21 protein-coding genes are annotated in these 25,685 nt (G+C 70.0%); 3 read left to right on the top strand and 18 right to left on the bottom strand.

The genetic code is table 11. The features are described from left to right. The first annotated feature begins 27 nt into the window (after positions 1–27). Positions 28–1,251, top strand: a complete 1,224-nt coding sequence (gene fahA, locus ACFWA7_RS26665; RefSeq protein ID WP_385538039.1) for a fumarylacetoacetase — start codon at positions 28–30, stop codon at positions 1,249–1,251. 36 nt (positions 1,252–1,287) lie between these two features. Here fahA and recQ read toward each other — a convergent pair whose 3' ends face one another. The 15 genes from recQ to ACFWA7_RS26590 all read right to left on the bottom strand — a co-directional run bounded on the left by recQ (position 1,288) and on the right by ACFWA7_RS26590 (position 19,543). Continuing rightward, entirely contained in the window at positions 1,288–3,147 is a 1,860-nt protein-coding gene (recQ, locus tag ACFWA7_RS26660; protein ID WP_385825548.1) for a DNA helicase RecQ, read from the bottom strand. Positions 3,148–3,417: 270 nt separating this feature from the next. Beyond that, a complete protein-coding gene (nuoN, locus tag ACFWA7_RS26655) occupies positions 3,418–5,073 on the bottom strand; it encodes an NADH-quinone oxidoreductase subunit NuoN (RefSeq protein ID WP_385538033.1) in 1,656 nt (551 codons plus the stop codon). After that, positions 5,070–6,680 carry an NADH-quinone oxidoreductase subunit M gene (locus tag ACFWA7_RS26650; protein ID WP_385538030.1) on the bottom strand — a complete coding sequence of 537 codons (1,611 nt, stop codon included), beginning with the start codon at positions 6,678–6,680 and terminating at the stop codon, positions 5,070–5,072. Before ACFWA7_RS26650 ends, nuoN begins: the two co-directional genes overlap by 4 nt. A gap of 3 nt (positions 6,681–6,683) precedes the next feature. Next, positions 6,684–8,630 carry an NADH-quinone oxidoreductase subunit L gene (gene nuoL / locus ACFWA7_RS26645; protein WP_385538027.1) on the bottom strand — a complete coding sequence of 649 codons (1,947 nt, stop codon included), beginning with the start codon at positions 8,628–8,630 and terminating at the stop codon, positions 6,684–6,686. A gap of 14 nt (positions 8,631–8,644) precedes the next feature. Beyond that, positions 8,645–8,944 carry an NADH-quinone oxidoreductase subunit NuoK gene (nuoK, locus tag ACFWA7_RS26640; protein WP_385538024.1) on the bottom strand — a complete coding sequence of 100 codons (300 nt, stop codon included), beginning with the start codon at positions 8,942–8,944 and terminating at the stop codon, positions 8,645–8,647. Further along, positions 8,941–9,753, bottom strand: a complete 813-nt coding sequence (locus ACFWA7_RS26635; protein WP_385538087.1) for an NADH-quinone oxidoreductase subunit J — start codon at positions 9,751–9,753, stop codon at positions 8,941–8,943. Before ACFWA7_RS26635 ends, nuoK begins: the two co-directional genes overlap by 4 nt. Next, positions 9,753–10,397 (bottom strand): NADH-quinone oxidoreductase subunit NuoI, encoded by a 645-nt coding sequence (gene nuoI / locus ACFWA7_RS26630; RefSeq protein WP_385538021.1) that lies wholly within the window; start codon positions 10,395–10,397, stop codon positions 9,753–9,755. The genes ACFWA7_RS26635 and nuoI overlap by 1 nt, the downstream gene beginning before the upstream one ends. Beyond that, the gene (nuoH, locus tag ACFWA7_RS26625; RefSeq protein ID WP_385825546.1) at positions 10,390–11,787 is read right to left on the bottom strand and encodes an NADH-quinone oxidoreductase subunit NuoH; all 1,398 of its coding nucleotides are present in this window, start codon (positions 11,785–11,787) and stop codon (positions 10,390–10,392) included. Before nuoH ends, nuoI begins: the two co-directional genes overlap by 8 nt. Positions 11,788–11,848: 61 nt before the next feature. Next, positions 11,849–14,350: an NADH-quinone oxidoreductase subunit G gene (locus tag ACFWA7_RS26620; protein WP_385825544.1), complete on the bottom strand. Its 2,502-nt coding sequence runs from the start codon at positions 14,348–14,350 to the stop codon at positions 11,849–11,851. Further along, positions 14,347–15,717 carry an NADH-quinone oxidoreductase subunit NuoF gene (nuoF, locus tag ACFWA7_RS26615; protein WP_385825542.1) on the bottom strand — a complete coding sequence of 457 codons (1,371 nt, stop codon included), beginning with the start codon at positions 15,715–15,717 and terminating at the stop codon, positions 14,347–14,349. The genes ACFWA7_RS26620 and nuoF overlap by 4 nt, the downstream gene beginning before the upstream one ends. Continuing rightward, positions 15,717–16,529 (bottom strand): NADH-quinone oxidoreductase subunit NuoE, encoded by an 813-nt coding sequence (gene nuoE / locus ACFWA7_RS26610; protein WP_385538084.1) that lies wholly within the window; start codon positions 16,527–16,529, stop codon positions 15,717–15,719. The genes nuoF and nuoE overlap by 1 nt, the downstream gene beginning before the upstream one ends. Before the next feature lie 26 nt (positions 16,530–16,555). Then, a complete protein-coding gene (locus tag ACFWA7_RS26605; protein WP_385538010.1) occupies positions 16,556–17,890 on the bottom strand; it encodes an NADH-quinone oxidoreductase subunit D in 1,335 nt (444 codons plus the stop codon). Next, positions 17,890–18,615, bottom strand: a complete 726-nt coding sequence (locus tag ACFWA7_RS26600) for an NADH-quinone oxidoreductase subunit C (RefSeq protein ID WP_385538007.1) — start codon at positions 18,613–18,615, stop codon at positions 17,890–17,892. The genes ACFWA7_RS26605 and ACFWA7_RS26600 overlap by 1 nt, the downstream gene beginning before the upstream one ends. Then, positions 18,612–19,166, bottom strand: a complete 555-nt coding sequence (locus ACFWA7_RS26595) for an NADH-quinone oxidoreductase subunit B family protein (RefSeq protein WP_067163033.1) — start codon at positions 19,164–19,166, stop codon at positions 18,612–18,614. Before ACFWA7_RS26595 ends, ACFWA7_RS26600 begins: the two co-directional genes overlap by 4 nt. Positions 19,167–19,183: 17 nt before the next feature. After that, positions 19,184–19,543 carry an NADH-quinone oxidoreductase subunit A gene (locus ACFWA7_RS26590; RefSeq protein WP_007383963.1) on the bottom strand — a complete coding sequence of 120 codons (360 nt, stop codon included), beginning with the start codon at positions 19,541–19,543 and terminating at the stop codon, positions 19,184–19,186. Between the two features lie 805 nt (positions 19,544–20,348). Here ACFWA7_RS26590 and ACFWA7_RS26585 point away from each other — a divergent pair. Continuing rightward, positions 20,349–21,170: a C40 family peptidase gene (locus ACFWA7_RS26585; protein ID WP_385538004.1), complete on the top strand. Its 822-nt coding sequence runs from the start codon at positions 20,349–20,351 to the stop codon at positions 21,168–21,170. 253 nt (positions 21,171–21,423) lie between these two features. Here ACFWA7_RS26585 and ACFWA7_RS26580 read toward each other — a convergent pair whose 3' ends face one another. Next, positions 21,424–22,710, bottom strand: a complete 1,287-nt coding sequence (locus ACFWA7_RS26580; protein WP_385825540.1) for a geranylgeranyl reductase family protein — start codon at positions 22,708–22,710, stop codon at positions 21,424–21,426. 100 nt (positions 22,711–22,810) lie between these two features. Here ACFWA7_RS26580 and ACFWA7_RS26575 point away from each other — a divergent pair, with 100 nt between their 5' ends. Beyond that, positions 22,811–23,362, top strand: a complete 552-nt coding sequence (locus tag ACFWA7_RS26575; RefSeq protein WP_385537998.1) for a GNAT family N-acetyltransferase — start codon at positions 22,811–22,813, stop codon at positions 23,360–23,362. Between the two features lie 521 nt (positions 23,363–23,883). Here ACFWA7_RS26575 and ACFWA7_RS26570 read toward each other — a convergent pair. After that, entirely contained in the window at positions 23,884–24,795 is a 912-nt protein-coding gene (locus ACFWA7_RS26570; protein ID WP_385825538.1) for a glutaminase, read from the bottom strand. Between the two features lie 21 nt (positions 24,796–24,816). Further along, positions 24,817–25,512 carry a demethylmenaquinone methyltransferase gene (locus ACFWA7_RS26565; RefSeq protein ID WP_385825536.1) on the bottom strand — a complete coding sequence of 232 codons (696 nt, stop codon included), beginning with the start codon at positions 25,510–25,512 and terminating at the stop codon, positions 24,817–24,819. Between the last annotated feature and the right edge of the window lie 173 nt (positions 25,513–25,685).

Below are 25,685 nucleotides of genomic sequence, written 5' to 3'. Positions count from 1 at the left end.
CACCCGTGGAAAGCGAGGCAGGCACAGATGTCCGAGCAGAGCCCGCTCGACCTGGCCGAGGGCGACCCCTTCGGCCCGCACAACCTTCCGTACGGCGTCTTCTCCACGCCCGACGCGCCCGAGCACCGCCGCGTCGGCGTCCGCGTCGGCGATCACGTCCTGGACGCGGGAGCCGCCGCGCACGCACTCGGCTCCCCGTACGCGGCACTGCTCGCCCGGCCTTCGCTGAACCCGCTGCTCGCGGCCGGGCGCACGGCCTGGCGCGATGTGCGGCGCGCGCTGACGGCGTGGGTCACCGTCCCCGCGCACCGGCCCGACATAGAGCCCCTGCTGCACCCGCTGGACACGGTCACCCTGCATCTGCCGTACGAGGTCTCGGACTACGTCGACTTCTACGCGAGCGAGCACCACGCCACCAATGTGGGCCGGATCTTCCGGCCGGACGGGGACGCGCTCACCCCCAACTGGAAGCACCTGCCGATCGGTTACCACGGCCGGTCCGGCACGATCGTGGTCTCCGGTACGGACGTGGCGCGCCCGCACGGGCAGCGCAAGGCGCCCACCGACCCGGCCCCGGTGTTCGGCCCCTCGGTGAAGCTGGACATCGAGGCGGAGGTGGGCTTCGTGGTGGGCACCCCGTCCGCCCTCGGCCGGCCGGTGGACCTGGCCTCCTTCGAGGACCACGTCTTCGGCCTCTTCCTTCTGAACGACTGGTCGGCGCGGGACATCCAGGCGTGGGAGTACGTGCCGCTCGGCCCGTTCCTGGGCAAGTCCTTCGCCACGTCGGTCTCGGCGTGGGTCACTCCGCTGGAGGCGCTGACGGCCGCCCGGGTGGCCCCGCCCGCGCGGGACTTCCCGCTGCTGCCCTACCTCGACGACGCGGACGCCGAGGTGCCGGGCGGCTTCGACATCCGCATCGCCGTCGCGCTCAACGGTCAGCTGGTGGCCGAGCCGCCGTTCGCGGGCATGTACTGGACGGCCGCCCAGCAGCTCGCCCACATGACGGTGAACGGCGCGTCGCTGCGGACGGGCGACGTGTACGGCTCGGGGACCGTCAGCGGCCCCGAGCGCGACCAGCGCGGCTCGTTCCTGGAGCTGACCTGGAACGGTACGGAGCCGATGGAACTCCCCACCGGCAAGCGCACGTTCCTGGAGGACGGCGACGTCGTCACGATGACGGCGTGGGCCCCGGGGCCGGACGGGGTCCGGGTGGGTCTCGGCGAGGTCACCGGGCGGATCGTGGAGGCCTGACGGGCGTGCGGGGGGCGCCCCCGGCGCCCCCCGCGGCTACTCCTGCTCCCCCAGCACCTCCAGCACACCCTCCCCGTACGTCGCCAGCTTCTTCTCGCCCACCCCGGCGATCGTGCCCAGCTCCTCCACCGAGCCGGGGCGGGCGACGGCGATCTCCCGCAGGGTCGCGTCGTGGAAGATCACATACGCCGGGACGCCCTGCTCGCGGGCCTGCGCGGCCCGCCACGCGCGCAGCGCCTCGAAGAGCGGGGCCGCCTCCTCCGGGAAGTCGGCCGGGGCCGCCTTCGCCTTGGCCGCGCCCCGCGCGCGGGGCGCGCGCTCCGGCTTCGCCGGTTCCGAGCGGAACCTCACCTCGCGCCGGCGCCCGAGGACCTCGCCGCTGGTCTCCGTCAGGACCAGCGTCCCGTACTCGCCCTCCACCGCCAGCAGGCCCTGGGCGAGCAACTGCCGCACCACGCCCCGCCACTGCGCCTCGGAGAGGTCCTCGCCGATACCGAACACCGACAGCGCGTCGTGGTCGAACTGGATCACCTTCGCCGTCTTGCGGCCGAGCAGGATGTCGATGATCTGGCCCGCCCCGAACTTCTGGCGCCGTTCCCGCTCCAGCCGTACGACCGTGGACAGCGCCTTCTGCGCGGCCACCGTGCCGTCCCAGGTCTCGGGCGGGTTCAGACACGTGTCGCAGTTGCCGCAGTGGTCGGCCGGGGCGTCCTGGCCGAAGTAGCCGAGGAGCTGGGCGCGGCGGCACCCGGCCGTCTCGCAGAGCGCCAGCATCGAGTCCAGGTGCGCGGCCGCCCGGCGCCGGAACGCCTCGTCGCCCTCGCCGCTCTGGATGAGCTTGCGCTGCTGGACCACGTCCTGCAGGCCATACGCCATCCACGCCGTGGACGGCAGGCCGTCGCGGCCCGCGCGGCCCGTCTCCTGGTAGTAGCCCTCGACCGACTTGGGCAGGTCCAGATGAGCCACGAACCGGACGTCAGGCTTGTCGATGCCCATGCCGAACGCGATGGTCGCCACCACGACCAGCCCGTCCTCCCGCAGGAAGCGGGACTGGTGCCGCGCGCGCGTGCCCGCGTCCAGCCCCGCGTGGTACGGCACCGCCGCCACCCCGTTGTCGCTCAGATACTGCGCGGTCTTGTCCACGGAGGCGCGCGAGAGGCAGTAGACGATGCCCGCGTCCCCCTCGTGCTCCTCCTTCAGGAAGGTCAGGAGCTGCTTCTTCGGGTCGTTCTTCGGCACGACCCGGTACTGGATGTTCGGCCGGTCGAAGCTCGCCTCGAAGTGGCGCGCGTGCGGCATCACCAGGCGGTCGGTGATCTCCCGGTGGGTGACCCGCGTCGCCGTCGCCGTCAGCGCGATGCGCGGCACGTCCGGCCAGCGCTCCCCCAGCAGCGAGAGCGCCAGGTAGTCCGGGCGGAAGTCGTGGCCCCACTGCGCCACACAGTGCGCCTCGTCGATCGCGAAGACCGAGATCCTGGCCCGCGAGAGCAGGTCGAGCGTGGCCTCCACGCGCAGCCGCTCGGGAGCCAGATACAGCAGGTCGAGCTCGCCCGCGAGGAGCTCCGCCTCCACCGTGCGGCGCTCGTCGAAGTCCTGGGTGGAGTTGATGAACCCGGCCCGCACACCGAGCGCCCGCAGGGCGTCCACCTGGTCCTGCATCAGGGCGATCAGCGGCGAGACGACGACGCCCGTACCCGGTCTGACCAGGGCCGGGATCTGGTAGCAGAGCGACTTTCCGGCGCCCGTCGGCATGAGCACCACGGCGTCCCCGCCGGCCACCACGTGCTCGATGACCGCGCCCTGGTCACCGCGGAAGGTCTCGTAGCCGAAGACCCGGTTCAGCGTCCGCAGCGCCTCGCTCTCACCCACCGCAGCCTTCTCGTCCGTCCCGATCATCGCTCTGTCCCCGCCCGTCGTCCTCGTAACTCCGCCACCCCTGCCACGATAGGTGCCCGGGCCGACAGGCCCGGCCGAGGCGGTGCCAGATTTCCCCGGTACGGGCAAGAAACCCAAGGTCAGGGGCGGTAAAAAGTTATCCACAGGGGGCAGCGCAAAGCCCCGGCACCACCCGCACGTGCCAGGGCCATGCACCCCTTGAGGGGCGCGGGGAACCGCGCGACCAGCCACAGCGGACCCGCGGCCAAACCGAACCGCCCCCGCGGAGCGTCAGCGCACGAACACCCCCGCCTGACTGGCCAGATCCAGGAAGTACTGCGGCGCCACACCCAGCACCAGCGTCACCGCGACACCGACGCCGATCGTCGTCATCGTCAGCGGCGAGGGGACCGCCACCGTCGGCCCGTCGGCCTTCGGCTCGCTGAAGAACATCAGCACGATCACCCGGATGTAGAAGAACGCCGCGATCGCCGACGAGATCACACCGACCACGACCAGCGGGCCCGCGCCGCCCTCCGCCGCCGCCTTGAACACGGCGAACTTCCCGGTGAAGCCGGACGTCAGCGGGATGCCCGCGAAGGCGAGCAGGAAGACCGCGAACACGGCCGCCACCAGGGGCGAACGGCGCCCGAGCCCGGCCCACTTGGACAGGTGCGTCGCCTCACCGCCCGCGTCGCGCACCAGCGTGACCACCGCGAACGCCCCGATCGTCACGAACGAGTACGCCGCCAGGTAGAACAGCACCGACGAGATGCCGTCCGCGTTGGTCGCGATGACACCCGCCAGGATGAACCCCGCGTGCGCGATCGACGAGTACGCGAGGAGCCGCTTGATGTCGGTCTGGGTGATCGCGACGATCGCGCCACCCACCATCGTGACGATGGCGACGCCCCACATCACCGGCCGCCAGTCCCACCGCATCCCGGGCAGCACCACGTACAGCAGCCGCAGCAGCGCGCCGAAGGCCGCGACCTTGGTGGCGGCCGCCATGAAGCCGGTGACCGGGGTGGGCGCGCCCTGGTAGACGTCCGGCGTCCACATGTGGAACGGCACGGCGCCGACCTTGAACAGCAGCCCCATCAGGAGCATCGCGCCGCCGATCAGCAGCAGCGCGTCGTTGCCCATCGTGCCCGCGAGCGCCGGGTCCACGGTCTGGACCGTGCCGTCGACGACGTCCGCGATGGTCGCGTACTGGACCGAGCCCGCGTAGCCGTACAGGAGCGCGATGCCGAACAGCAGGAACGCCGACGAGAAGGCGCCGAGCAGGAAGTACTTCACCGCCGCTTCCTGCGACATCAGCCGCTTGCGGCGGGCCAGCGCGCACAGGAGGTACAGCGGGAGGGAGAAGACCTCCAGCGCCACGAAGAGCGTCAGCAGGTCGTTGGCCGCCGGGAACACCAGCATCCCGGAGATCGCGAAGAGCGCCAGCGGGAAGACCTCGGTGGTCGTGAAACCGGCCTTGACCGCGGCCTTCTCGCTCTCGCTGCCCGGTACGGACGCGGCCTGCGCGGCGAAGGAGTCGACCCGGTTGCCGTGCACGTCGGGGTCGAGGCGGCGCTCGGCGAAGGTGAAGATCGCGACGATCGAGGCGAGGAGAATGGTGCCCTGGAGGAAGAGCGCCGGGCCGTCGACGGCCACCGCGCCCATCGCCGCGATGTGCGCCTTCGTCGTGCCGTATCCGTCGGCGGCGAGCCCGACGACCGCGGCGAAGGCGGCGGCGAGCGCGACGACGGAGAGGAACACCTGGGCGTAGTAACGGCTCTTGCGCGGGACGAACGCCTCGATCAGTACGCCCACCACCGCCGCGCCGATCACGATCAGCGTGGGGGAAAGCTGGGCGTACTCGATGTGCGGCGCAGGGATCTTGTCCACCTTGCCGTCGGCCGCCGTCGTCCACAGGCTGTGGACAGCTGCTGCTGTACTCACTGGGCCGCCTCCACCACGGGCTTGGGGTCCTTCTTGTGTACGTCTGTCATGGTGTGCTGCACCGCCGGGTTGACGATGTCGGTCAGCGGCTTCGGGTAGACCCCCAGGAAGACCAGGAGCGCGATCAGCGGGGCGACCACCAGGAGCTCGCGGACCCTGAGGTCCGGCATGCCCTGCACCTCGGCCTTGACCGGGCCGGTCATCGTCCGCTGGTAGAGCACCAGCACGTACAGCGCGGCCAGCACGATGCCCAGCGTGGCGATCACGCCGATCGCCGGATAGCGGCTGAACGTGCCCACCAGGACCAGGAACTCACTGACGAAGGGCGCGAGCCCCGGCAGCGACAGGGTCGCCAGACCACCCACCAGGAACGTGCCCGCGAGCAGCGGGGCCACCTTCTGCACCCCGCCGTAGTCCGCGATCAGACGCGAGCCGCGGCGCGAGATCAGGAAGCCGGCCACCAGCATCAGCGCGGCCGTCGAGATCCCGTGGTTGACCATGTACAGCGTGGCGCCGGACTGGCCCTGGGTGGTCATCGCGAAGATGCCCATGACGATGAACCCGAAGTGCGAGATCGACGCGTACGCCACCAGGCGCTTGATGTCCCGCTGGCCGACCGCGAGCAGCGCCCCGTAGATGATGCTGATCACGGCGAGGACCATGATCACCGGGGTGGCCCACTTCGACGCCTCCGGGAAGAGCTGGAGGCAGAAGCGGAGCATCGCGAAGGTGCCGACCTTGTCGACGACCGCCGTGATCAGCACGGCGACCGGGGCCGTGGCCTCGCCCATCGCGTTCGGCAGCCAGGTGTGCAGCGGCCAGAGCGGGGCCTTCACCGCGAAGGCGAAGAAGAAGCCGAGGAACAGCAGCCGCTCGGTGTTGGTCGCCATGTCCAGCGAGCCGTTCGCGCGCGCGGCCGCGATCTCGTCCAGCGAGAACGTCCCGGCCACCACGTACAGCCCGATCACCGCTGCCAGCATGAGCAGGCCGCCGACCAGGTTGTAGAGCAGGAACTTGACCGCCGCGTACGACCGTTGGGTGGCCGCCGCCTCGTCCCCGTGCTCATGGGCGCGGTCGCCGAAGCCGCCGATGAGGAAGTACATCGGGATCAGCATGGCTTCGAAGAGGATGTAGAAGAGGAAGACGTCGGTGGCCTCGAAGGAGAGCACCACCATCGCCTCGACGGCGAGGATCAGGGCGAAGAAGCCCTGGGTCGGCCGCCATCGATAGTTCTCGGTCTCCTTGGGGCCTCCCGTGCTCGAACGAAGTGGAGAGCTTGGGGAAGGGTCCGCGTCGTGCCAGCCCGCGACGATGATGAACGGGATCAGCAGCGCGGTGAGCGCGATCAGCGCCACGCCGATGCCGTCCACGCCCAGCTCGTAGCGGACGCCGAAGTCCTTGATCCAGGAGTGGGACTCCGTCAACTGGTAGCGGTCGCCGCCCGGTTCGAACCGTACGAGCTGGACGGCGCCCAGGACCAGCGTGCCGAGCGAGACCAGCAGCGCCAGCCACTTGGCGGCGGTCCGCCGCTCGGCCGGGACGGCGGCGGTGGCGATCGCGCCGATCGCCGGGAGCGCCGCCGTCGCGGTAAGGAGGGGGAACGACATGCCTTACACCGCCCTCATCAGCAGGGTGGCGGCGATGAGCACCGCCGCACCTCCGAACATCGAGACCGCGTACGAACGGGCGAAGCCGTTCTGCAGCTTGCGCAGTCGGCCGGAGAGCCCGCCGAACCCCGCTGCGGTGCCGTTGACCACTCCGTCGACCAGGGTGTGGTCGACGTACACCAGCGAGCGGGTGAGGTGCTCGCCGCCGCGGACCAGGACCACGTGGTTGAAGTCGTCCTGGAGCAGGTCGCGGCGGGCGGCCCGGGTGAGCAGCGAACCGCGGGGGGCGACGACCGGGACCGGCTTGCGGCCGTACTGCGCCCAGGCGAGGCCCACGCCGACCAGCAGCACCACGATGGTGGCCGCGGTGACGACTCCGGCGCTCACCGGCGAGTCGCCGTGCGAGAAGCTCGTGACCGGCTCCAGCCACTTCACGAACGCCTCGTTGATGCTGAAGAGCCCGCCCGCCAGGACCGAGCCGAAGGCCAGGACGATCATCGGGATCGTCATGGTGCCGGGCGACTCGTGCGGGTGCGGCTCGGCGTGTGCGCCCGGGGTCTCGGCCGCGGGCTCCACGCCCGGCTCCGCCGGCGACGGGGTCGGCGCGTTGCGCCAGCGCTCTTCGCCGAAGAACGTCATCAGCATCACGCGCGTCATGTAGTACGCGGTGATGGCCGCGCCGAGCAGGGTGACCGCGCCGAGGATCCAGCCCTCGGTGCCGCCCTTGGCGAACGCCGCCTCGATGATCTTGTCCTTGGACCAGAAGCCGGACAGGCCCGGGAAGCCGATGATGGCGAGGTAGCCGAGACCGAAGGTGACGAAGGTGACCGGCATGTACTTGCGCAGGCCGCCGTACTTGCGCATGTCGACCTCGTCGTTCATCCCGTGCATCACGGAGCCCGCGCCGAGGAAGAGTCCGGCCTTGAAGAAGCCGTGGGTGACCAGGTGCATGATCGCGAAGACGTAGCCGATGGGGCCGAGGCCGGTGGCGAGGATCATGTAGCCGATCTGCGACATGGTCGAGCCCGCCAGGGCCTTCTTGATGTCGTCCTTGGCGCAACCGACGATCGCACCGAAGAGGAGCGTCACCGCGCCCACGACCACCACGACCGTCTGCACGTCCGGCACCGCGTTGAAGATGACGCCGGAGCGGGTGATCAGATAGACGCCCGCGGTCACCATGGTCGCCGCGTGGATCAGGGCCGAGACCGGGGTCGGGCCCTCCATCGCGTCACCGAGCCAGGACTGCAGCGGCACCTGGGCGGACTTGCCGCACGCGGCGAGCAGCAGCATCAGGCCGATGGCGGTGTTGCGGCCGTCGCCGGTCTCGCCGACCTCGTTGAAGACCGTCGAGAAGGCGAACGAGCCCCAGGTGGTGAACATGACCATGATGGCGATGGACAGGCCCATGTCGCCGACCCGGTTGACCAGGAACGCCTTCTTGGCCGCCGTCGCCGCGCTGGGCTTGTGCTGCCAGAAGCCGATGAGCAGGTAGGACGCCAGACCGACGCCCTCCCAGCCGACGTACAGGAGCAGGTAGTTGTCGGCGAGGACCAGGAGCAGCATCGCCGCCAGGAACAGGTTGAGATAGCCGAAGAAGCGGCGGCGGTTCTCGTCGTGCTCCATGTAGCCGATCGAGTAGATGTGGATCAGCGTGCCCACACCGGTGATCAGCAGGACGAAGGTCATCGACAGCTGGTCGAGCTGGAAGCCGACGTCGGCCTGGAAGCCCTCCACCGGGACCCAGCTGAACAGGTGCTTGTGCACCGCCCGGCTGTCGGCCGAGCGGCCGAGCATGTCGGCGAAGAGTGCCACACCGAGGCCGAAGGACACGGCGGCGAGCAGCGTGCCCAGCCAGTGTCCGACGGCGTCGAGCCGCCGCCCGCCGCACAGCAGGACGGCCGCTCCTAGCAGAGGCGCCGCGATGAGCAGCGCAATCAGGTTGTCCACGATTCAGCGACCCCTTACAGCTTCATCAGGCTGGCGTCGTCGACCGAGGCCGAGTGGCGGGAACGGAAGAGCGACACGATGATCGCGAGCCCGACGACGACTTCCGCCGCGGCGACGACCATCGTGAAGAAGGCGATGATCTGGCCGTCGAGGTTGCCGTGCATCCGGGAGAAGACCACGAACGCGAGGTTGCAGGCGTTGAGCATCAGCTCGATGCACATGAAGACCACGATCGCGTTCCGCCTGATGAGCACGCCGGCCGCGCCGATGGTGAACAACAGGGCGGACAGGTACAGGTAGTTGACGGGGTTCACTTCGCGGCCTCCTCTTCACGGCCGAGCCGCTCGGCGGAGCGCTGCTCCAGCGCCTTCAGGTCGGACAGCGCCTCGCTGGACACGTCGCGGATCTGGCCCCGGCCGCGCAGTGTCTGGTTGACGGTGAGCTCGGACGGGGTGCCGTCGGGCAGCAGGCCCGCGATGTCCACCGCGTTGTGCCGGGCGTAGACACCCGGGGCCGGCAGGGGCGGCAGGTGCTTGCCGTCGCGGACGCGCTGCTCGGAGAGCTCGCGCTGGGTCTTGGCGCGCTCGGTGCGCTCGCGGTGCGTGAGCACCATCGCGCCGATCGCCGAGGTGATCAGCAGGGCGCCGGTGATTTCGAAGGCGAACACGTACTTGGTGAAGATGAGGGCGGCCAGGCCCTCCACGTTCCCCCCCGCGTTGGCCTGCTTCAGTCCGTCGAAGTGCTTCAGGGAGGCGTTGGAGATGCCCGCGATGAGGAGCACCCCGAAGCCGATCCCGCAGACCGCGGCCCAGATGCGCTGGCCCTTGATGGTCTCCTTCAGCGAGTCGGCGGCGGTGACACCGACCAGCATCACCACGAAGAGGAAGAGCATCATGATCGCGCCGGTGTAGACGACGACCTGGACGATGCCCAGGAAGTACGCCCCGTTGGCCAGGTAGAAGACCGCCAGGATGATCATGGTCCCGGCCAGGCACAGCGCACTGTGCACGGCCTTCTTCATCAGTACGGTGCACAGCGCGCCGATGACGGCGACGGTGGCAAGCACCCAGAACTGGAACGCCTCCCCGGTGGAGGTCGTCGTGGCGGAGACGGCGAGCTGCATCATGCGTCCACCTCCTCGGGCTGTTCCCCGTCGGCGGGCTGCTCGCCCCTGGAGACGGCGGCCTGGCGGACCGTGCCGGGCGCGGCCTCGGTGACCAGGCCCCGGTAGTAGTCGCCCTCGGTCATGCCCGGGTAGATGGCGTGCGGCGAGTCGACCATGCCCTCTTCGAGGCCGGCGAGCAGCTGCTCCTTGGTGTAGATGAGGTTCGCGCGGCTGCTGTCGGCCAGTTCGAACTCGTTGGTCATCGTCAGCGCGCGCGTGGGACACGCCTCGATGCACAGCCCGCACAGGATGCAGCGGGCGTAGTTGATCTGGTAGACGATTCCGTACCGCTCGCCCGGCGAGTAGCGCTCCTCGGCCGTGTTGTCCGCACCCTCCACGTAGATCGCGTCGGCCGGGCAGGCCCAGGCGCACAGCTCGCAGCCGACGCACTTCTCCAGGCCGTCCGGGTGCCGGTTGAGCTGGTGGCGCCCGTGGAAGCGGGGAGCCGTGGTCTTTGGCTGCTCCGGATACTGCTCGGTCAGCCGCTTCTTGAACATGGCCTTGAAGGTCACGCCGAAGCCGGCCACCGGGTTCAGGAACTTGGCCTCGGACGAAGCCCCGGGCTCCCCCGAAGTCTCCGCCGGTTCCGATGACTTAGACACCCTCGCCCTCCCTTCCGTCACGGTCACTCTCAGTATCGGACCCACCACTGACAACCAACTCCCGCTCTCCCCCACGCTCGGCTTCGCTCGCGCGGGGGGACCCCCATCGCGGACGTCGGCGAGGCACCGGTGGAAGGGTCTGTCCGGGCAGCGGTGGCACCGGGAATCCGCCCGCCATCGGGTCGAACGCGGGTGGTGGCCCCTCCTCGGCCGCCGACTCCTCCTGGCGGCCCCGGAAGACGTCCGCGACCAGCGAGATCAGCAGGACCGCGACGACCGCGCCCCCGACGTACAGCACGATCTTGGAGAAGTCGTGGCCGTCGTTGCGCAGCGCGCGCACGGTCGCCACCAGCATCAGCCAGACGACCGAGACCGGGATGAGGACCTTCCAGCCGAGCTTCATCAGCTGGTCGTAGCGGACGCGGGGCAGCGTGCCGCGCAGCCAGATGAAGAAGAAGAGCAGCAGCTGGACCTTGATGACGAACCAGAGCATCGGCCACCAGCCGTGGTTGGCGCCCTCCCAGAAGGTGGACACGGGCCACGGGGCCCGCCAGCCGCCCAGGAACAGGGTGGTCGACACCGCCGAGACGGTGACCATGTTGACGTACTCGGCCAGCATGAACAGCGCGAACTTGATCGACGAGTACTCGGTGTTGAAGCCGCCGACGAGGTCGCCCTCGGACTCGGGCATGTCGAAGGGGGCGCGGTTGGTCTCGCCCACCATGGTGACGACGTAGATGATGAAGGAGACCGGCAGCAGCACGATGTACCAGCGGTCGTGCTGCTGGGCGACGATCTCCGAGGTCGACATCGACCCCGAGTAGAGGAAGACCGAGGCGAACGCGGCGCCCATCGCGATCTCGTACGAGATCATCTGCGCGCACGAGCGGAGCCCGCCGAGCAGCGGGTACGTCGACCCGGAGGACCAGCCCGCGAGCACGATCCCGTAGATGCCGACCGAGGCGCACGCGAGGATGTAGAGCATCGCGATCGGCAGGTCGGTGAGCTGCATCGTGGTGCGGTGGCCGAAGATCGACACCTCGTTGCCGGACGGCCCGAAGGGGATCACGGCGATCGCCATGAAGGCCGGGATGGCGGCGACGATCGGGGCCAGGACGTAGACCACCTTGTCGGCCCGCTTGACGATGAGGTCTTCCTTCAGCATCAGCTTGATGCCGTCGGCGAGGGACTGGAGCATCCCCCAGGGGCCGTGCCGGTTGGGCCCGATGCGCAGCTGCATCCAGGCGACGACCTTGCGTTCCCAGACGATCGAGAACAGCACGGTCACCATCAGGAACGCGAAGCAGAACACGGCCTTGAGGGCGATGAGCCACCAGGGGTCGCGGCCGAACAGGGAGAGGTCCTCGGCCGCGAGGAAGGTCGGGGTCACGCGCGCACCTCCGGTACGTGGACGGCGGCGCCCGGTGCCGCGGGGCGGACGGGGAAGTCGGTCACGGCTGCACCTCCGGTGCGGCGGTGGCGGCGTCCTGTGCCGCCGGGCCGATACGGACGACCTGGCCCGGGACCGCGCCCGTGTCCGCGTACACGCCGGTACCGGTCGAGTTGAGCGGCAGCCACACCACCCGGTCGGGCATCTCGGTGACCTTCAGCGGCAGCCGGACCGCGCCCGCGGGGCCGCTCACCTCCAGCGGGTCGCCGTCCTTGACGCCGGTCTCGGCCGCCGTGGCCGCCGAGAGCCGGGCGAGGGCCGCGTGCCGGGTCCCGGCCAGCGCCTCGTCGCCCTCCTGGAGGCTGCCCAGGTCGAGCAGCAGCCGGTGGCCCGCGAGGACCGCCTCGCCCTCGGCGGGCCGGGGCAGCACGTGCGCCGTCTCCAGCGGCTCGGTGGCGCGTGGGCCGCCCCAGTGGCCCAGACCCCGCAGCTCCGCGCGCGCGGCGCGGTTGTCGGGGAGCGCGAGATGCACGTCCATGGCGTCCGCCAGCATGTGCAGCACGCGCGCGTCGGCGGGCGCCAGACGCCGGGTCATCTGCTCGGGCTTCAGCGCGGCCTCGAACATCCGCGCCCGGCCCTCCCAGTTGAGGAAGAAGCCGGACTTCTCGGCGACGGCCGCGACCGGGAAGACCACGTCCGCCCGCTCGGTGACCTCGCTCGGCCGCAGCTCCAGTGAGACCACGAAGGCGCCGGCGAGTGCTTCACGCGCGCGTACCGGGTCCGGCAGGTCGGCCGGGTCGACGCCCGCGACGAGCAGCGCGCCCAGCTCGCCGGTGGCCGCGGCCTCCATGATCTGGCCGGTGTCCCGCCCGAAGCGGTGCGGCAGTTCGCGTACGCCCCAGGCCGCGGCGACCTCTTCACGCGCGCGTGGATCGGTGGCCGGGCGCCCGCCGGGCAGCAGCGCCGCCAGGGCGCCCGCCTCGATCGCACCCCGCTCGCCGGCCCGGCGCGGGATCCACACCAGCTCGGCGCCGGTCGCGGCGGCGGCCCGTACGGCCGCGGTCAGCGCGCCCGGCACGGCCGCCAGCCGCTCGCCGACGACGATGACGGAACCGGTGGCCCGCAGGGCCTCGGCGGCGGCCGGGCCGTCGCCGTCCAGGCCGGCCCCGCCCGCCAGCGCGTCGAGCCACTCGGTCTCGGTGCCGGGTGCGGCGGGCAGCAGCGTGCCGCCCGCCTTCCGCAGGCCCGGGGTGAGGTGCGTGGCGAGCGAGAAGGTGCGCTGACCGTGCTTGCGCCAGGCCTTGCGCAGCCGCAGGAAGACGCCGGGCGCCTCCTCCTCCGCCTCGAACCCGACGAGCAGCACCGCGGGCGCCTTCTCCAGCGAGGCGTACGTGACGCCCTCGCCGGTGAGGTGGCCGCGCCCGGCGACCTTCGCCGCCAGGAAGTCGGCCTCCTCCGCGGAGTGCACGCGCGCGCGGAAGTCGACGTCGTTGGTGTCGAGGGCGATCCGGGCGAACTTGGCGTACGCGTAGGCGTCCTCGACGGTCAGCCGTCCGCCGGTGAGCACCCCGGCCCGGCCCCTGGCCGCCGTGAGCCCGGCCGCGGCCGCCTCCAGCGCCTCGGGCCAGGAGACCGGCTCCAGCTCACCGGCCGCGTTGCGCACCAGCGGGGTGGTCAGGCGGTCCGGCTTCTGTGCGTACCGGAAGCCGAACCGGCCCTTGTCGCACAGCCATTCCTCGTTGACCTCGGGGTCGTTGGCCGCCAGGCGGCGCATGACCTTGCCTCGCCGGTGGTCGGTGCGGGTGGCGCAGCCGCCCGCGCAGTGCTCGCACACCGACGGCGAGGAGACCAGGTCGAAGGGGCGCGAGCGGAACCGGTACGCCGCCGAGGTCAGCGCGCCGACCGGGCAGATCTGGATGGTGTTGCCGGAGAAGTACGAATCGAACGGGTCGCCCTCTCCGGTGCCGACCTGCTGCAGCGCCCCGCGCTCCAGGAGCTCGATCATCGGGTCGCCCGCGATCTGCTCGGAGAAGCGGGTGCACCGCGCACACAGCACGCACCGCTCGCGGTCGAGCAGCACCTGCGTCGAGATCGCCACCGGCTTCTCGTACGTGCGCTTCCTGCCCTCGAACCGGGTGTCGGGGTCGCCGACCTGCATGGCCTGGTTCTGCAGTGGGCACTCGCCGCCCTTGTCGCAGACCGGGCAGTCCAGCGGGTGGTTGATGAGCAGCAGCTCCATCACCCCGCGCTGGGACTTCTCGGCCACCGGCGACGTCAGCTGCGACTTGACCACCATGCCGTCGGTGCAGGTGATGGTGCAGGACGCCATCGGCTTGCGCTGGCCCTCCACCTCCACGATGCACTGGCGGCAGGCGCCGACCGGGTCGAGCAGCGGGTGGTCGCAGAACCGGGGGATCTCGATGCCGAGCTTCTCGGCGGCCCGGATCACCAGCGTGCCCTTGGGGACGCTGATCTCGATGCCGTCGATGGTCAGCGAGACCAGGTCCTCCGGCGGCACCGCCGCCTCTCCGCCGCCGGAGGGAGCGCCAGTCGTCACCGTCATGCGTTCACCTCCGTGGTGCGGTGCGGGGTGTCGGCCCACAGGGTCGACTTGGCCGGGTCGAAGGGGCAGCCCCGGCCCGTGATGTGCTGCTCGTACTCCGCGCGGAAGTACTTGAGCGAGGAGAAGATGGGCGCGGCGGCGCCGTCGCCGAGCGCGCAGAACGACTTGCCGTTGATGTTGTCGGCGATGTCGTTGAGCTTGTCGAGGTCGCCCATGGCGCCCTTGCCCGCCTCGATGTCGCGGAGCAACTGGACGAGCCAGTAGGTGCCTTCGCGGCAGGGCGTGCACTTTCCGCAGGACTCGTGGGCGTAGAACTCGGTCCAGCGGGTGACCGCCCGTACGACGCAGGTGGTCTCGTCGAAGCACTGGAGCGCCTTGGTGCCGAGCATCGAGCCGGCCGCGCCGACGCCCTCGTAGTCCAGCGGGACGTCGAGGTGCTCGTCGGTGAACATCGGGGTCGAGGAGCCGCCCGGGGTCCAGAACTTGAGCCGGTGGCCCGGGCGCATCCCGCCGCTCATGTCGAGCAGCTGGCGCAGCGTGATGCCGAGCGGGGCCTCGAACTGGCCCGGGTTGGCGACGTGCCCGCTGAGCGAATACAGCGTGAAGCCGGGTGACTTCTCGCTTCCCATCGATTTGAACCAGTCTTTTCCGCGAGTGAGGATCGCGGGAACGCTGGCGATGGACTCGACGTTATTGACAACAGTGGGGCACGCGTAGAGACCGGCGACCGCAGGAAAGGGGGGACGCAGCCGGGGCTGACCGCGACGGCCTTCCAAGGAGTCCAGCAGGGCGGTCTCCTCACCGCAGATGTACGCGCCCGCGCCCGCGTGCACGGTGAGTTCGAGGTCGAGACCGCTGCCCAGGATGTCCTTGCCGAGGTAGCCGGCCGCGTAGGCCTCCCGCACGGCCTCGTGCAGCCTCCGCAGTACGGGGACGACTTCCCCGCGCAGATAGATGAACGCATGCGACGACCTGATCGCGTAACAGGCGATCACAATGCCCTCGATGAGGCTATGCGGGTTGGCGAAGAGGAGCGGGATGTCCTTGCAGGTCCCGGGCTCCGACTCGTCGGCGTTGACAACTAGATAGTGCGGTTTGCCATCGCCCTGCGGGATGAACTGCCACTTCATGCCCGTGGGGAAGCCCGCGCCGCCCCGGCCGCGCAGCCCGGAGTCCTTCACGTACGCGATGAGGTCGTCCGGCGACATGGCCAGGGCCTTGCGCAGCCCCTCATAGCCGTCGTGCCGGCGGTAGGTCTCCAGGGTCCAGGATTCGGGCTGGTCCCAGAAGGCCGACAGAACGGGTGCCAGCAGCTTTTCGGGGCTGCTTCCGTTTCCGTTCCCACTCAGTTCGGCTGCCAAGGTCATCACTCCCCCTCCTCGTCGACCGGGCCCGCCGGGTGCGCGGGGTCGGACGCAGAGGTCTGCTGCGGTGCGTCATGCGAGCTCAAGTGCTCGGAGCCGGGCTGAGGTTCGTCGCGGGGGCCCTCGCCGCGCGGGTGGACCACGCGCGGCTGCGGGGTCTCGCCCTTCGCCAGGCGCAGACCGGTCAGGGAGGCCGGGCCCGCGCCGCCGCTCGCCGCGACGGCGCCGGGGCGCTCGTCGGGGAAGCCGGCCAGGATCCGGGCGGTCTCCTTGTAGGTGCACAGCGGAGCCCCTCGGGTGGGCTCCACCGGCCTGCCCGCGCGCAGGTCGTCGACCAGTTGCCTGGCCGACTCGGGGGTCTGGTTGTCGAAGAACTCCCAGTTGACCATCACCACGGGCGCGAAGTCGCAGGCGGCGTTGCACTCGATGTGTTCGAGAGTCACCTTGCCGTCGGTGGTGGTCTCGTCGTTGCCGACACCGAGGTGGCGCTTGAGCTCGTCGAAGATGGCGTCCCCGCCCATCACCGCGCACAGGGTGTTGGTGCAGACGCCCACCTGGTAGTCGCCGGAGGGCTTGCGCCGGTACATCGTGTAGAAGGTGGCGACGGCGGTCACCTCGGCGGTCGTGAGGTCCAGCATCTCGGCGCAGAAGCGCATCCCGGTGCGGGAGACATGGCCCTCCTCCGACTGCACGAGGTGCAGCAGGGGCAGCAGCGCGGAGCGGCTGTCCGGGTAGCGGGCGATGACCTCCTTGGCGTCCGCTTCGAGCCGGGCGCGGACCTCGGCCGGGAAATCGGGCGCGGGCAGCTGGGGCATGCCCAGGCTCGTCGGCGTGGTCTCGGTCACCGGTCGACGCCTCCCATCACGGGGTCGATGGACGCGACGGCGACGATGACGTCGGCGACCTGGCCGCCCTCGCACATCGCCGCCATGGCCTGGAGATTGGTGAAGGACGGGTCGCGGAAGTGGACCCGGTAGGGGCGGGTGCCTCCGTCGCTCACGACGTGCACCCCGAGCTCGCCCTTGGGCGACTCGACAGCCGCGTAGGTCTGTCCGACGGGAACCCGGAAGCCCTCGGTCACCAGCTTGAAGTGGTGGATCAGGGACTCCATGGAGGTGCCCATGATCTTCTTGATGTGGTCGAGGGAGTTACCGAGTCCGTCCGGGCCGAGCGCGAGCTGGGCGGGCCAGGCGATCTTCTTGTCGGCGACCATGACCGGGCCGGGCTCCAGGCGGTCCAGGCACTGCTCGACGATCCGCAGCGACTGGCGCATCTCCTCCAGGCGCACCAGGAAGCGGCCGTAGGCGTCGCAGCTGTCGGCGGTGGGGACCTCGAAGTCGTAGGTCTCGTAGCCGCAGTAGGGGTCGGTCTTGCGCAGGTCGTGCGGCAGGCCCGCGGAGCGCAGGATCGGTCCTGTCGCGCCGAGCGCCATGCAGCCGGTCAGGTCGAGGTACCCGACGTCCTGCATACGGGCCTTGAAGATCGGGTTGCCGGTGGCGAGCTTGTCGTACTCCGGCAGGTTCTTCTTCATCGTCTTCACGAACTCGCGGAGCTGGTCCACCGCGCCCGGGGGCAGGTCCTGGGCGAGCCCGCCGGGGCGGACGAACGCGTGGTTCATCCGCAGACCGGTGATCAGCTCGAAGACGTCGAGGATGAGTTCGCGGTCGCGGAAACCGTAGATCATGATCGTCGTCGCGCCGAGCTCCATACCGCCGGTGGCGATGCAGACCAGGTGCGAGGAGAGCCGGTTCAGCTCCATCAGGAGCACCCGGAGGACCGAGGCGCGGTCGGGGATCTGGTCGGTGATGCCGAGCAGCTTCTCCACACCCAGGCAGTACGCCGTCTCGTTGAAGAACGGCGTCAGGTAGTCCATGCGTGTGACGAAGGTGGTGCCCTGCGTCCAGTTGCGGAATTCGAGGTTCTTCTCGATGCCGGTGTGCAGGTAGCCGATGCCGCAGCGGGCCTCGGTGACCGTCTCGCCGTCGATCTCCAGGATGAGGCGCAGCACACCGTGCGTGGAGGGGTGCTGGGGGCCCATGTTGACGACGATGCGCTCGTCGTCGGCGCGGACGGCGGTGCGGGCGACCTCGTCCCAGTCGCCGCCGGTGACCGTATATACGGTCCCCTCCGTCGTCTCCCTGGCGGAAGCGCGCGAAGTTGCGCTGTCGGTGTTCATCAGCTGTACGACCTCCGCTGGTCCGGAGCCGGGATCTGGGCGCCCTTGTACTCGACGGGGATGCCGCCGAGGGGGTAGTCCTTGCGCTGCGGGAAGCCCTGCCAGTCGTCCGGCATCATGATCCGGGTGAGGGCGGGGTGGCCGTCGAAGATCAGGCCGAAGAAGTCATAGGTCTCGCGCTCGTGCCAGTCGTTGGTCGGATAGACACTGACCAGCGACGGGATGTGCGGATCGCTGTCCGGGGCGGTGACTTCGAGGCGGATCAGCCGGCCGTGGGTGAGCGAGCGCAGGTGGTAGACGGCGTGCAGCTCGCGGCCCTTGTCGCCCAGGAAGTGGACGCCGCTGACGCCCGTACAGAGCTCGAAGCGCAGGGCCGGGTCGTCGCGCAGGGTGCGTGCCACGCGCAGGAGGTGCTCGCGTGCGATGTGGAAGGTGAGCTCGTCGCGGTCGACGACCGTCTTCTCGATGGCGTTCTCGGGGAGCAGGTCCTGCTCCTCCAGGGCGCCTTCGAGTTCGTCGGCCACCTCGTCGAACCAGCCGCCGTAGGGGCGGGAGGAGGCGCCCGGCAGGGTCACGGTGCGCACCAGGCCGCCGTAGCCGCTGGTGTCGCCGCCGTTGGCCGCACCGAACATGCCCTTGCGGACGCCGATGACGTCACCGGTGTCGTCGCGCTGGGCGGGCAGGCCGCCGTTCTCCGGCGCCTCGGGAGTACGGTCGTCGCTCACCGCAGCAGCCCCTTCATCTCAATGGTGGGCAGCGCCTTGAGGGCGGCCTCCTCCGCCTCGCGGGCGGCTTCCTCCGCGTTCACCCCGAGCTTGGAGCCCTGGATCTTCTGGTGGAGCTTGAGGATCGCGTCGATCAGCATCTCGGGCCGGGGCGGGCAACCGGGCAAATAGATATCGACCGGCACAATGTGGTCGACGCCCTGCACAATTGCATAATTGTTGAACATTCCGCCCGAGGACGCACAAACCCCCATGGAGATGACCCACTTGGGGTTGGGCATCTGGTCGTAGACCTGCCGCAGGACCGGGGCCATCTTCTGGCTGACCCGGCCCGCCACGATCATCAGGTCCGCCTGGCGCGGTGAGCCGCGGAAGACCTCCATACCGAAGCGGGCCAGGTCGTACCGGCCGGCGCCCGTCGTCATCATCTCGATGGCGCAGCAGGCCAGACCGAAGGTGGCGGGGAAGACGGACGCCTTGCGCACCCAGCCCGCGGCCTGTTCGACGGTGGTCAGCAGAAAGCCGCTCGGCAGTTTCTCTTCGAGTCCCATAGGTGCCCCTCAGCCCCTCAGTCCCATTCCAGGCCGCCGCGCCGCCACACATACGCGTAGGCGACGAAGACGGTGAGCACGAAGAGCAGCATCTCCACGAGCCCGAAGACCCCCAGGGCGTCGAAGGTGACGGCCCAGGGGTAGAGGAAGACGATCTCGATGTCGAAGACGATGAAGAGCATCGCCGTCAGGTAGTACTTGATGGGGAAGCGGCCGCCTCCGGCCGGCGTGGGCGTCGGTTCGATACCGCACTCGTACGCCTCAAGTTTCGCCCGGTTGTACCTTTTTGGGCCGATAAGCGTGGCCATGACCACGGAGAAGATCGCAAACCCAGCCCCTAGGGCGCCGAGCACGAGGATGGGCGCGTAGGCATTCACGCTCCTCGCTCCTTCCAGTCGTCCTTGACCGTTGGACCGCACACGGGCACCGCTGCCGCCCCTCGCCGCGCGAAGATCGCGCACATGTGAGGCAGTTCACAAGCCCGACAGCACCGCATCCTATGCCCGGTGGTCTGTGATCTGCGACACGGGGTACGCCAACGGCTTTGTGATCTCCACCACCTGACGAAGGATCATGAAGTCGGATGAGCAGTGATCTTCACACCCGAAGCGGCCGAGTGATCACAAGGCGTAGCATCCACTCCTGTTACCGCTGGTCGCAAGGGGTGCGGCACTATCAAGACATGGGCCCTACAGGCAAATTGGCGATGGACTCATTCGAGTGATAAGGGGTCGCGGCTCACTCGTGCGGGTGAGAGCTTCGCCGGAGGGTGGACCTGTGCACGCGTTCACGAACTCCGGACCGCCCCGGGGCCGACCCGGATCGGCTCGAAGTGATCTAGAACCAACTCCGGGCCGACCACCCCCGCCACCCCGCCCCCGCCCCGCTGATCACGGGCCGGTCACGGGACGGCCGACAGCTGGATACGAAGTGACCTGCGTCACAGGAAATCGTCACGGATTAAACCGGGCTTGGCCAACGGTGTGAACGGATGGTAGGCGACGGGCAATTCGGACTATTTATAAAAACCACATGATCACAGCCGTGATCACGCATGCCCGGATTGCCCGTTACGGCGTCAATAAGGGCTCAGAGGAGGCAGATTCGTCCGTCCCGACCGCAACTGTGGCGCAGCACACGTTTCTTGAAGGGAACCGTGAACCCCTGATAGCGGTTGTCCTCATGTCCCACACCGCTCACATACCCAGCCACCGGAAGCCCCGCCGCAGCGCCTCCAAGCTCGCGCTCCGTGCCGGAGTTGCCGGTGGCGTCCTCAGCACCATCGCGGTGGCAGGCGCCACAGGTCAGGCGCAGGCCGCCCAGCCGGTGACCGAGACCATCGAGATGCCCACGCTCACGACCGGGCTCGCGAGCACCGCCGCCGCTTCCGCCGAGGCCACCCAGCAGGTCGCCGCCGACCTCCAGCTGAAGGCCCAGCAGAACGCGGCCGCCTCCAGCGCCGCCAAGGTCGCCAAGAAGGCCAAGGCCGACGCTGACGCCAAGGCCGAGGCGGAGAAGAAGGTCAAGGCCGAGGCCGAGGCCAAGGCGAAGGAGGAGGCCGCCGCGCGCGCCTCCCGCTCCTCCGCGCGCACCACCCTGAGCACGTCGACCGGTGGCAGCAGCTCCGTCACCTCGTCCTCCACCGCGACGGGTTCGGCCGCCACCATCGTGAACTTCGCGCTGGCGCAGGTCGGCAAGGCGTACGTGTCGGGTGCCACGGGCTCCAGCGCGTACGACTGCTCGGGCCTCGTGCAGGCCGCGTACCGCCAGGTGGGCATCGACCTGCCGCGGGTCTCGCAGGACCAGTCGACCGCGGGCCGCCAGGTCTCGCTCTCCAACCTCCAGGCCGGCGACATCCTGTACTGGGGCGGCGCGGGCTCCGCGTACCACGTGGCGATCTACGTGGGCGGCGGCAAGTTCGTCGGTGCGCAGAACTCCTCGACCGGTGTGGTCGAGCGCGGCATGGACTGGGACCGGCCGACCGGCGCGGTCCGCGTTCTCTAGTCCTGGCGCTCACAGACGCGCAGAAGGGCCGGTGCTCCCCGGAGAGGGGGGCACCGGCCCTTCTGGCGATACGGGCCGGACGAGCCGTACGAGCGCGTACGGGACGCGCTCAGGCCTCCCTCAGGCCTTCCTCAGGCCTCCCTCAGGCCTTCCTCAGGCCTCCCTCAGGCCTTCCTCAGGGCCTCCCAGACCTTCTCAGACCTTGGGAGCCACCTCGGCAAGGCCGGATCAGTGATGATCCGGCCTTGAATGATCAAGCTTTGGGAGCCACCTTCGAGAGGCCGTTGATGATGCGGTCCATCGCGTCGCCGCCCGTGGGGTCGGTCAGGTTCGCGAGCATCTTCAGCGTGAACTTCATCAGCAGCGGGTGGGTCAGACCGCGCTGCGTCGCGATCTTCATGACCTTCGGGTTGCCGATGAGCTTCACGAAGGCGCGGCCCAGCGTGTAGTAGCCGCCGTAGGTGTCCTTGAGGATCTTCGGGTAGTTGTGCAGCGCCAGCTCGCGCTGGGCCGGGGTCGCGCGGGCGTGCGCCTGAACGATGACGTCCGCGGCGATCTGCCCCGATTCCATGGCGTATGCGATGCCCTCGCCGTTGAACGGGTTGACCAGGCCGCCCGCGTCGCCCACCAGCAACAGGCCCTTGGTGTAGTGCGGCTGACGGTTGAAGGCCATGGGGAGCGCGGCGCCGCGGATCGGGCCCGTCATGTTCTCGGGGGTGTAGCCCCAGTCCTCGGGCATCGAGGCGCACCAGGCCTTCAGGACCTCGCGCCAGTCCAGCTCCTTGAAGGAGTTGGAGGTGTTGAGCACGCCGAGGCCGACGTTGGAGGTCCCGTCGCCCATGCCGAAGATCCAGCCGTAGCCGGGCAGCAGCCGGTCCTCGCCGGGCCCGCGCCGGTCCCACAGCTCCAGCCAGGACTCCAGGTAGTCGTCGTCGTGGCGGGGCGACTGGAAGTACGTCCGTACGGCCACGCCCATCGGGCGGTCCTCGCGGCGGTGCAGACCCATCGCGAGGGAGAGCCGGGTGGAGTTGCCGTCGGCGGCGACGACGAGGGGCGCGTGGAGGGTGACTTCCCGCTTCTCCTCCCCGAGCTTGGCGTTGACGCCGGTGATGCGGCCGGTGCGGTCGTCGATGACGGGGCTGCCGACGTTGCACCGCTCGTACAGCCGCGCCCCGGCCTTCTGCGCCTGGCGGGCCAGCTGCTCGTCGAAGTCGTCGCGCTTGCGGACGAGTCCGTAGTCGGGGTAGCTGGCGAGCTCCGGCCAGTCCAGCTGGAGCCGGACGCCGCCGCCGATGATGCGCAGGCCCTTGTTCCGGAGCCAGCCGGCCTCTTCGGAGATGTCGATGCCCATGGCGACCAGTTGCTTGGTGGCCCGCGGGGTGAGCCCGTCGCCGCACACCTTCTCGCGCGGGAAGGCGGTCTTCTCCAGCAGCAGTACGTCGAGTCCGGCCTTGGCCAGGTAGTACGCGGTCGTGGATCCGGCGGGGCCGGCCCCGACGACGATCACATCCGCGGTGTGTTCGGAGAGGGGCTCGGTCACAGCGGGTTCTCCCGAAGACTCGATTTTGCGTGCCGGAAAGCACGGGACTTGTGCAGTCTATGGGTGGCTGTTGATCGTTATCGCGAAGGGTTGCCCCGCTATGAGCTTGTCCGAGGAGAAGTCCCTGCCGCCGTCCCTGCCGCCGTCCCTGCCGTCCCCGCCCGTCGTGCGCCTGCGTGTGCCGACCGAGGAGGACGCGTACGCGTGGCACGAGGTGTTCGACGACCCGGAGGTCATGGAGTTCCACGGGGGTGCGGCGGCGGAGCTGTCGGTGTACGAGGAGCTGACGGCGCGGCAGCGCAAGCACGACGCGGAGCGGGGGTTCTGCCTGTGGACCCTCCTTGGGGAGGACGACCAGGTGCTCGGCTTCACCGGGGCGCAGCCGTGGCCGCATGCGTGGGGGCCGGTGGGGGAGGTGGAGATCGGGTGGCGGCTGGCCCGGTCCGCGTGGGGCCAGGGGTACGCGACGGCCGCTGCCCGGGCCACTCTTGAGCGGGTGCGGGCGGCCGGGGTCGACCGTGTGGTGGCGATGGTGGACGCGCGGAACGCGCGGTCTGTGGCGGTAACGCGGCGGCTCGGGATGCGGCTTGCGGAGACGTTCGTTACGCCGGCGTCCGACCGGGAGGGGTATTGCTTCCGGCTGTCGCTGTGAGCGCGCCCGGATCGCCTCGGCCTCTGTCTGCGGGCCGGTGGAGGCTGGCCGCGCCCCGCGCCCCTGGGTCGCCTTGACCTGTGTCTGCGGGCCGGTGGGGCTGGTCGCGCCCCGCGCCCCCAAGACCGGCTTGCCCTTCGCCTGCGGGCCGGTGGGGGCTGAGTGCGCCGTTCCCCGCGCCCCTGAACCCCTGTGTGTCTGCGGGCCCTCTCGGGCTGAGCACGCCGTTCCCCGCGCCCCTAAGGGGCGGCGGAGCCGCAAATGTCACAGTCCCGCGCCCCTAAACCCCCGTGGGTGAACGTCTTTCGGCCAAGCTCGGGCCAACCCCCCCAGGGGCGCGGGGAACTGCGCGACCAGCCCAGCACGGCCCGCAGAGAAAAGACCGCACGACGCCACCCACTTCCCAAGGGCGCGGGGAACTGCGCACTCAGCCCCCACCGGCCCGCACCCCAGGGGCGCGGGGAACTGCGCGAGCAACCCCCACCGGCCCGCAGACACAGCCTCGTACGAAGGGCGCGGGCTCAGAAAACCGACAAGCCCGTCAGGGTCGTGAAGCGGTCCAGGGCCGCAACCCCCGCCACCGAGTTGCCCCGCGCGTCCAGCCCCGGGCTCCACACGCACAGCGTGCAGTGGCCGGGGACGACCGCCACGATTCCGCCGCCGACGCCGCTCTTGCCGGGGAGACCGACGCGGTACGCGAAGTCGCCCGCCGCGTCGTACGTCCCGCACGTCAGCATCACCGCGTTGATCTGCTTCGCCTCGCTGCGCGACAGCAGCCGCGAGCCGTCGGCGCGCAAGCCGTGGCGGGCCAGGAAACGGGCCGCCAGTGCCAGGTCCGCGCAGCTCATCTCGATGGCGCACTGCCAGAAGTAGTGGTCGAGGAGCGTGGGTACGTCGTTGGCGATGTTGCCGTACGAGGCCATGAAGTGGGCCAGGGCCGCGTTCCGGTCGCCGTGCGCCGCCTCCGACTCGGCCACCACCGCGTCGAAGGCGAGCTCCGGGTTGCCGGTCTCCTCCCTCAGGAACTCCAGCAGCTCGCTGCTGGCGTCACCCGTGAGGGTCTGGAGCCGGTCGGTGACGACCAGCGCGCCCGCGTTGATGAACGGATTGCGCGGGATCCCGTTCTCGTACTCCAGCTGGACGAGCGAGTTGAACGGGTTGCCCGACGGCTCGCGGCCGACGTGCTCCCAGAGGCTGTCGCCGCCGCGCGCGAGCGCCAGGGCGAGCGTGAAGACCTTGGTGATCGACTGCGCGGAGAACGGCCGCTGCCAGTCCCCCACCCCGTACACCTTGCCTTCGAGGTCGGCCACGGCCATCCCGAAGCGGGACGGGTCGACGTCGGCGAGGGCGGGGATGTAGGCGGCGGGGGTGCCGCGCCCCACGAGGGGCGCGACGTCGTCCGCGATCTGGTGGAGGACGGCCTGGTAGTCCACGGTGGTGTGCTGCTCGCCGGGTTACTGGGGCTTGCGGCCGCGGTGCAGCGCCACCACACCACCGGTGAGGTTGCGCCAGGCGACCTTGGACCAGCCGGCCCGCTGGAGCCGCGCGGCGAGCGCGGGCTGGTCGGGCCAGGCGCGGATGGACTCGGCGAGGTAGACGTACGCGTCCGGGTTGGACGACACGGCCGTGGCGACCGGCGGCAGCGCCCGCATCAGGTACTCGCTGTAGACCGTACGGAACGGCTTCCAGGTCGGCTGCGAGAACTCGCAGATGACCACGCGCCCGCCGGGACGCGTCACCCGGAACAGCTCGCGCAGGGCCGCGTCGGTGTCCTGTACGTTGCGCAGCCCGAAGGAGATGGTGACGGCGTCGAAGGTGTCGTCCTTGAACGGGAGCGCGGTCGCGTCCCCGGCCGTGAACGGCAGGTGCGGGTGGCGCCCCTTGCCCACCTTCAGCATCCCGATGGAGAAGTCGCACGGGACGACGTACGCACCGGTGGCGGCGAAGGGGAGCGACGAGGTGGCCGTGCCGGCGGCGAGGTCCAGGACCTTCTGGGCGGGGCGCGCGTCGACCGCCTTCGCGACCTCCTTGCGCCACAGCCGGGACTGGCCGAGCGAGAGCACGTCATTGGTGAGGTCGTAGTTCGCGGCGACGTCGTCGAACATCGTGGCGACTTCGTGCGGCTGCTTGTCCAGAGTTGCGCGGGTCACCCCTTCATTGTGCCCCCGGGTCTCCGCCCCGCCGCCCACGCCCCCCGTCTGCGGCCAGGTGGGGGTTGCTCGCGCAGTCCCCCGCGCCCCTGGGGTGCGGGCCGGTGGGGGCTGAGTGCACCCCTTCCCGAAACTCTCCGAGGGCTGTCGTTCGTCTGCGGGCCGTGCTGGGT

The organism is Streptomyces sp. NPDC059994 (genome assembly GCF_042737755.1).
Taxonomy (GTDB): Bacteria; Actinomycetota; Actinomycetes; order Streptomycetales; family Streptomycetaceae; genus Streptomyces.
The sequence above is the reverse complement of the archived record's forward strand: the minus strand, read 5'-3'. Positions and strand labels throughout refer to the sequence as shown.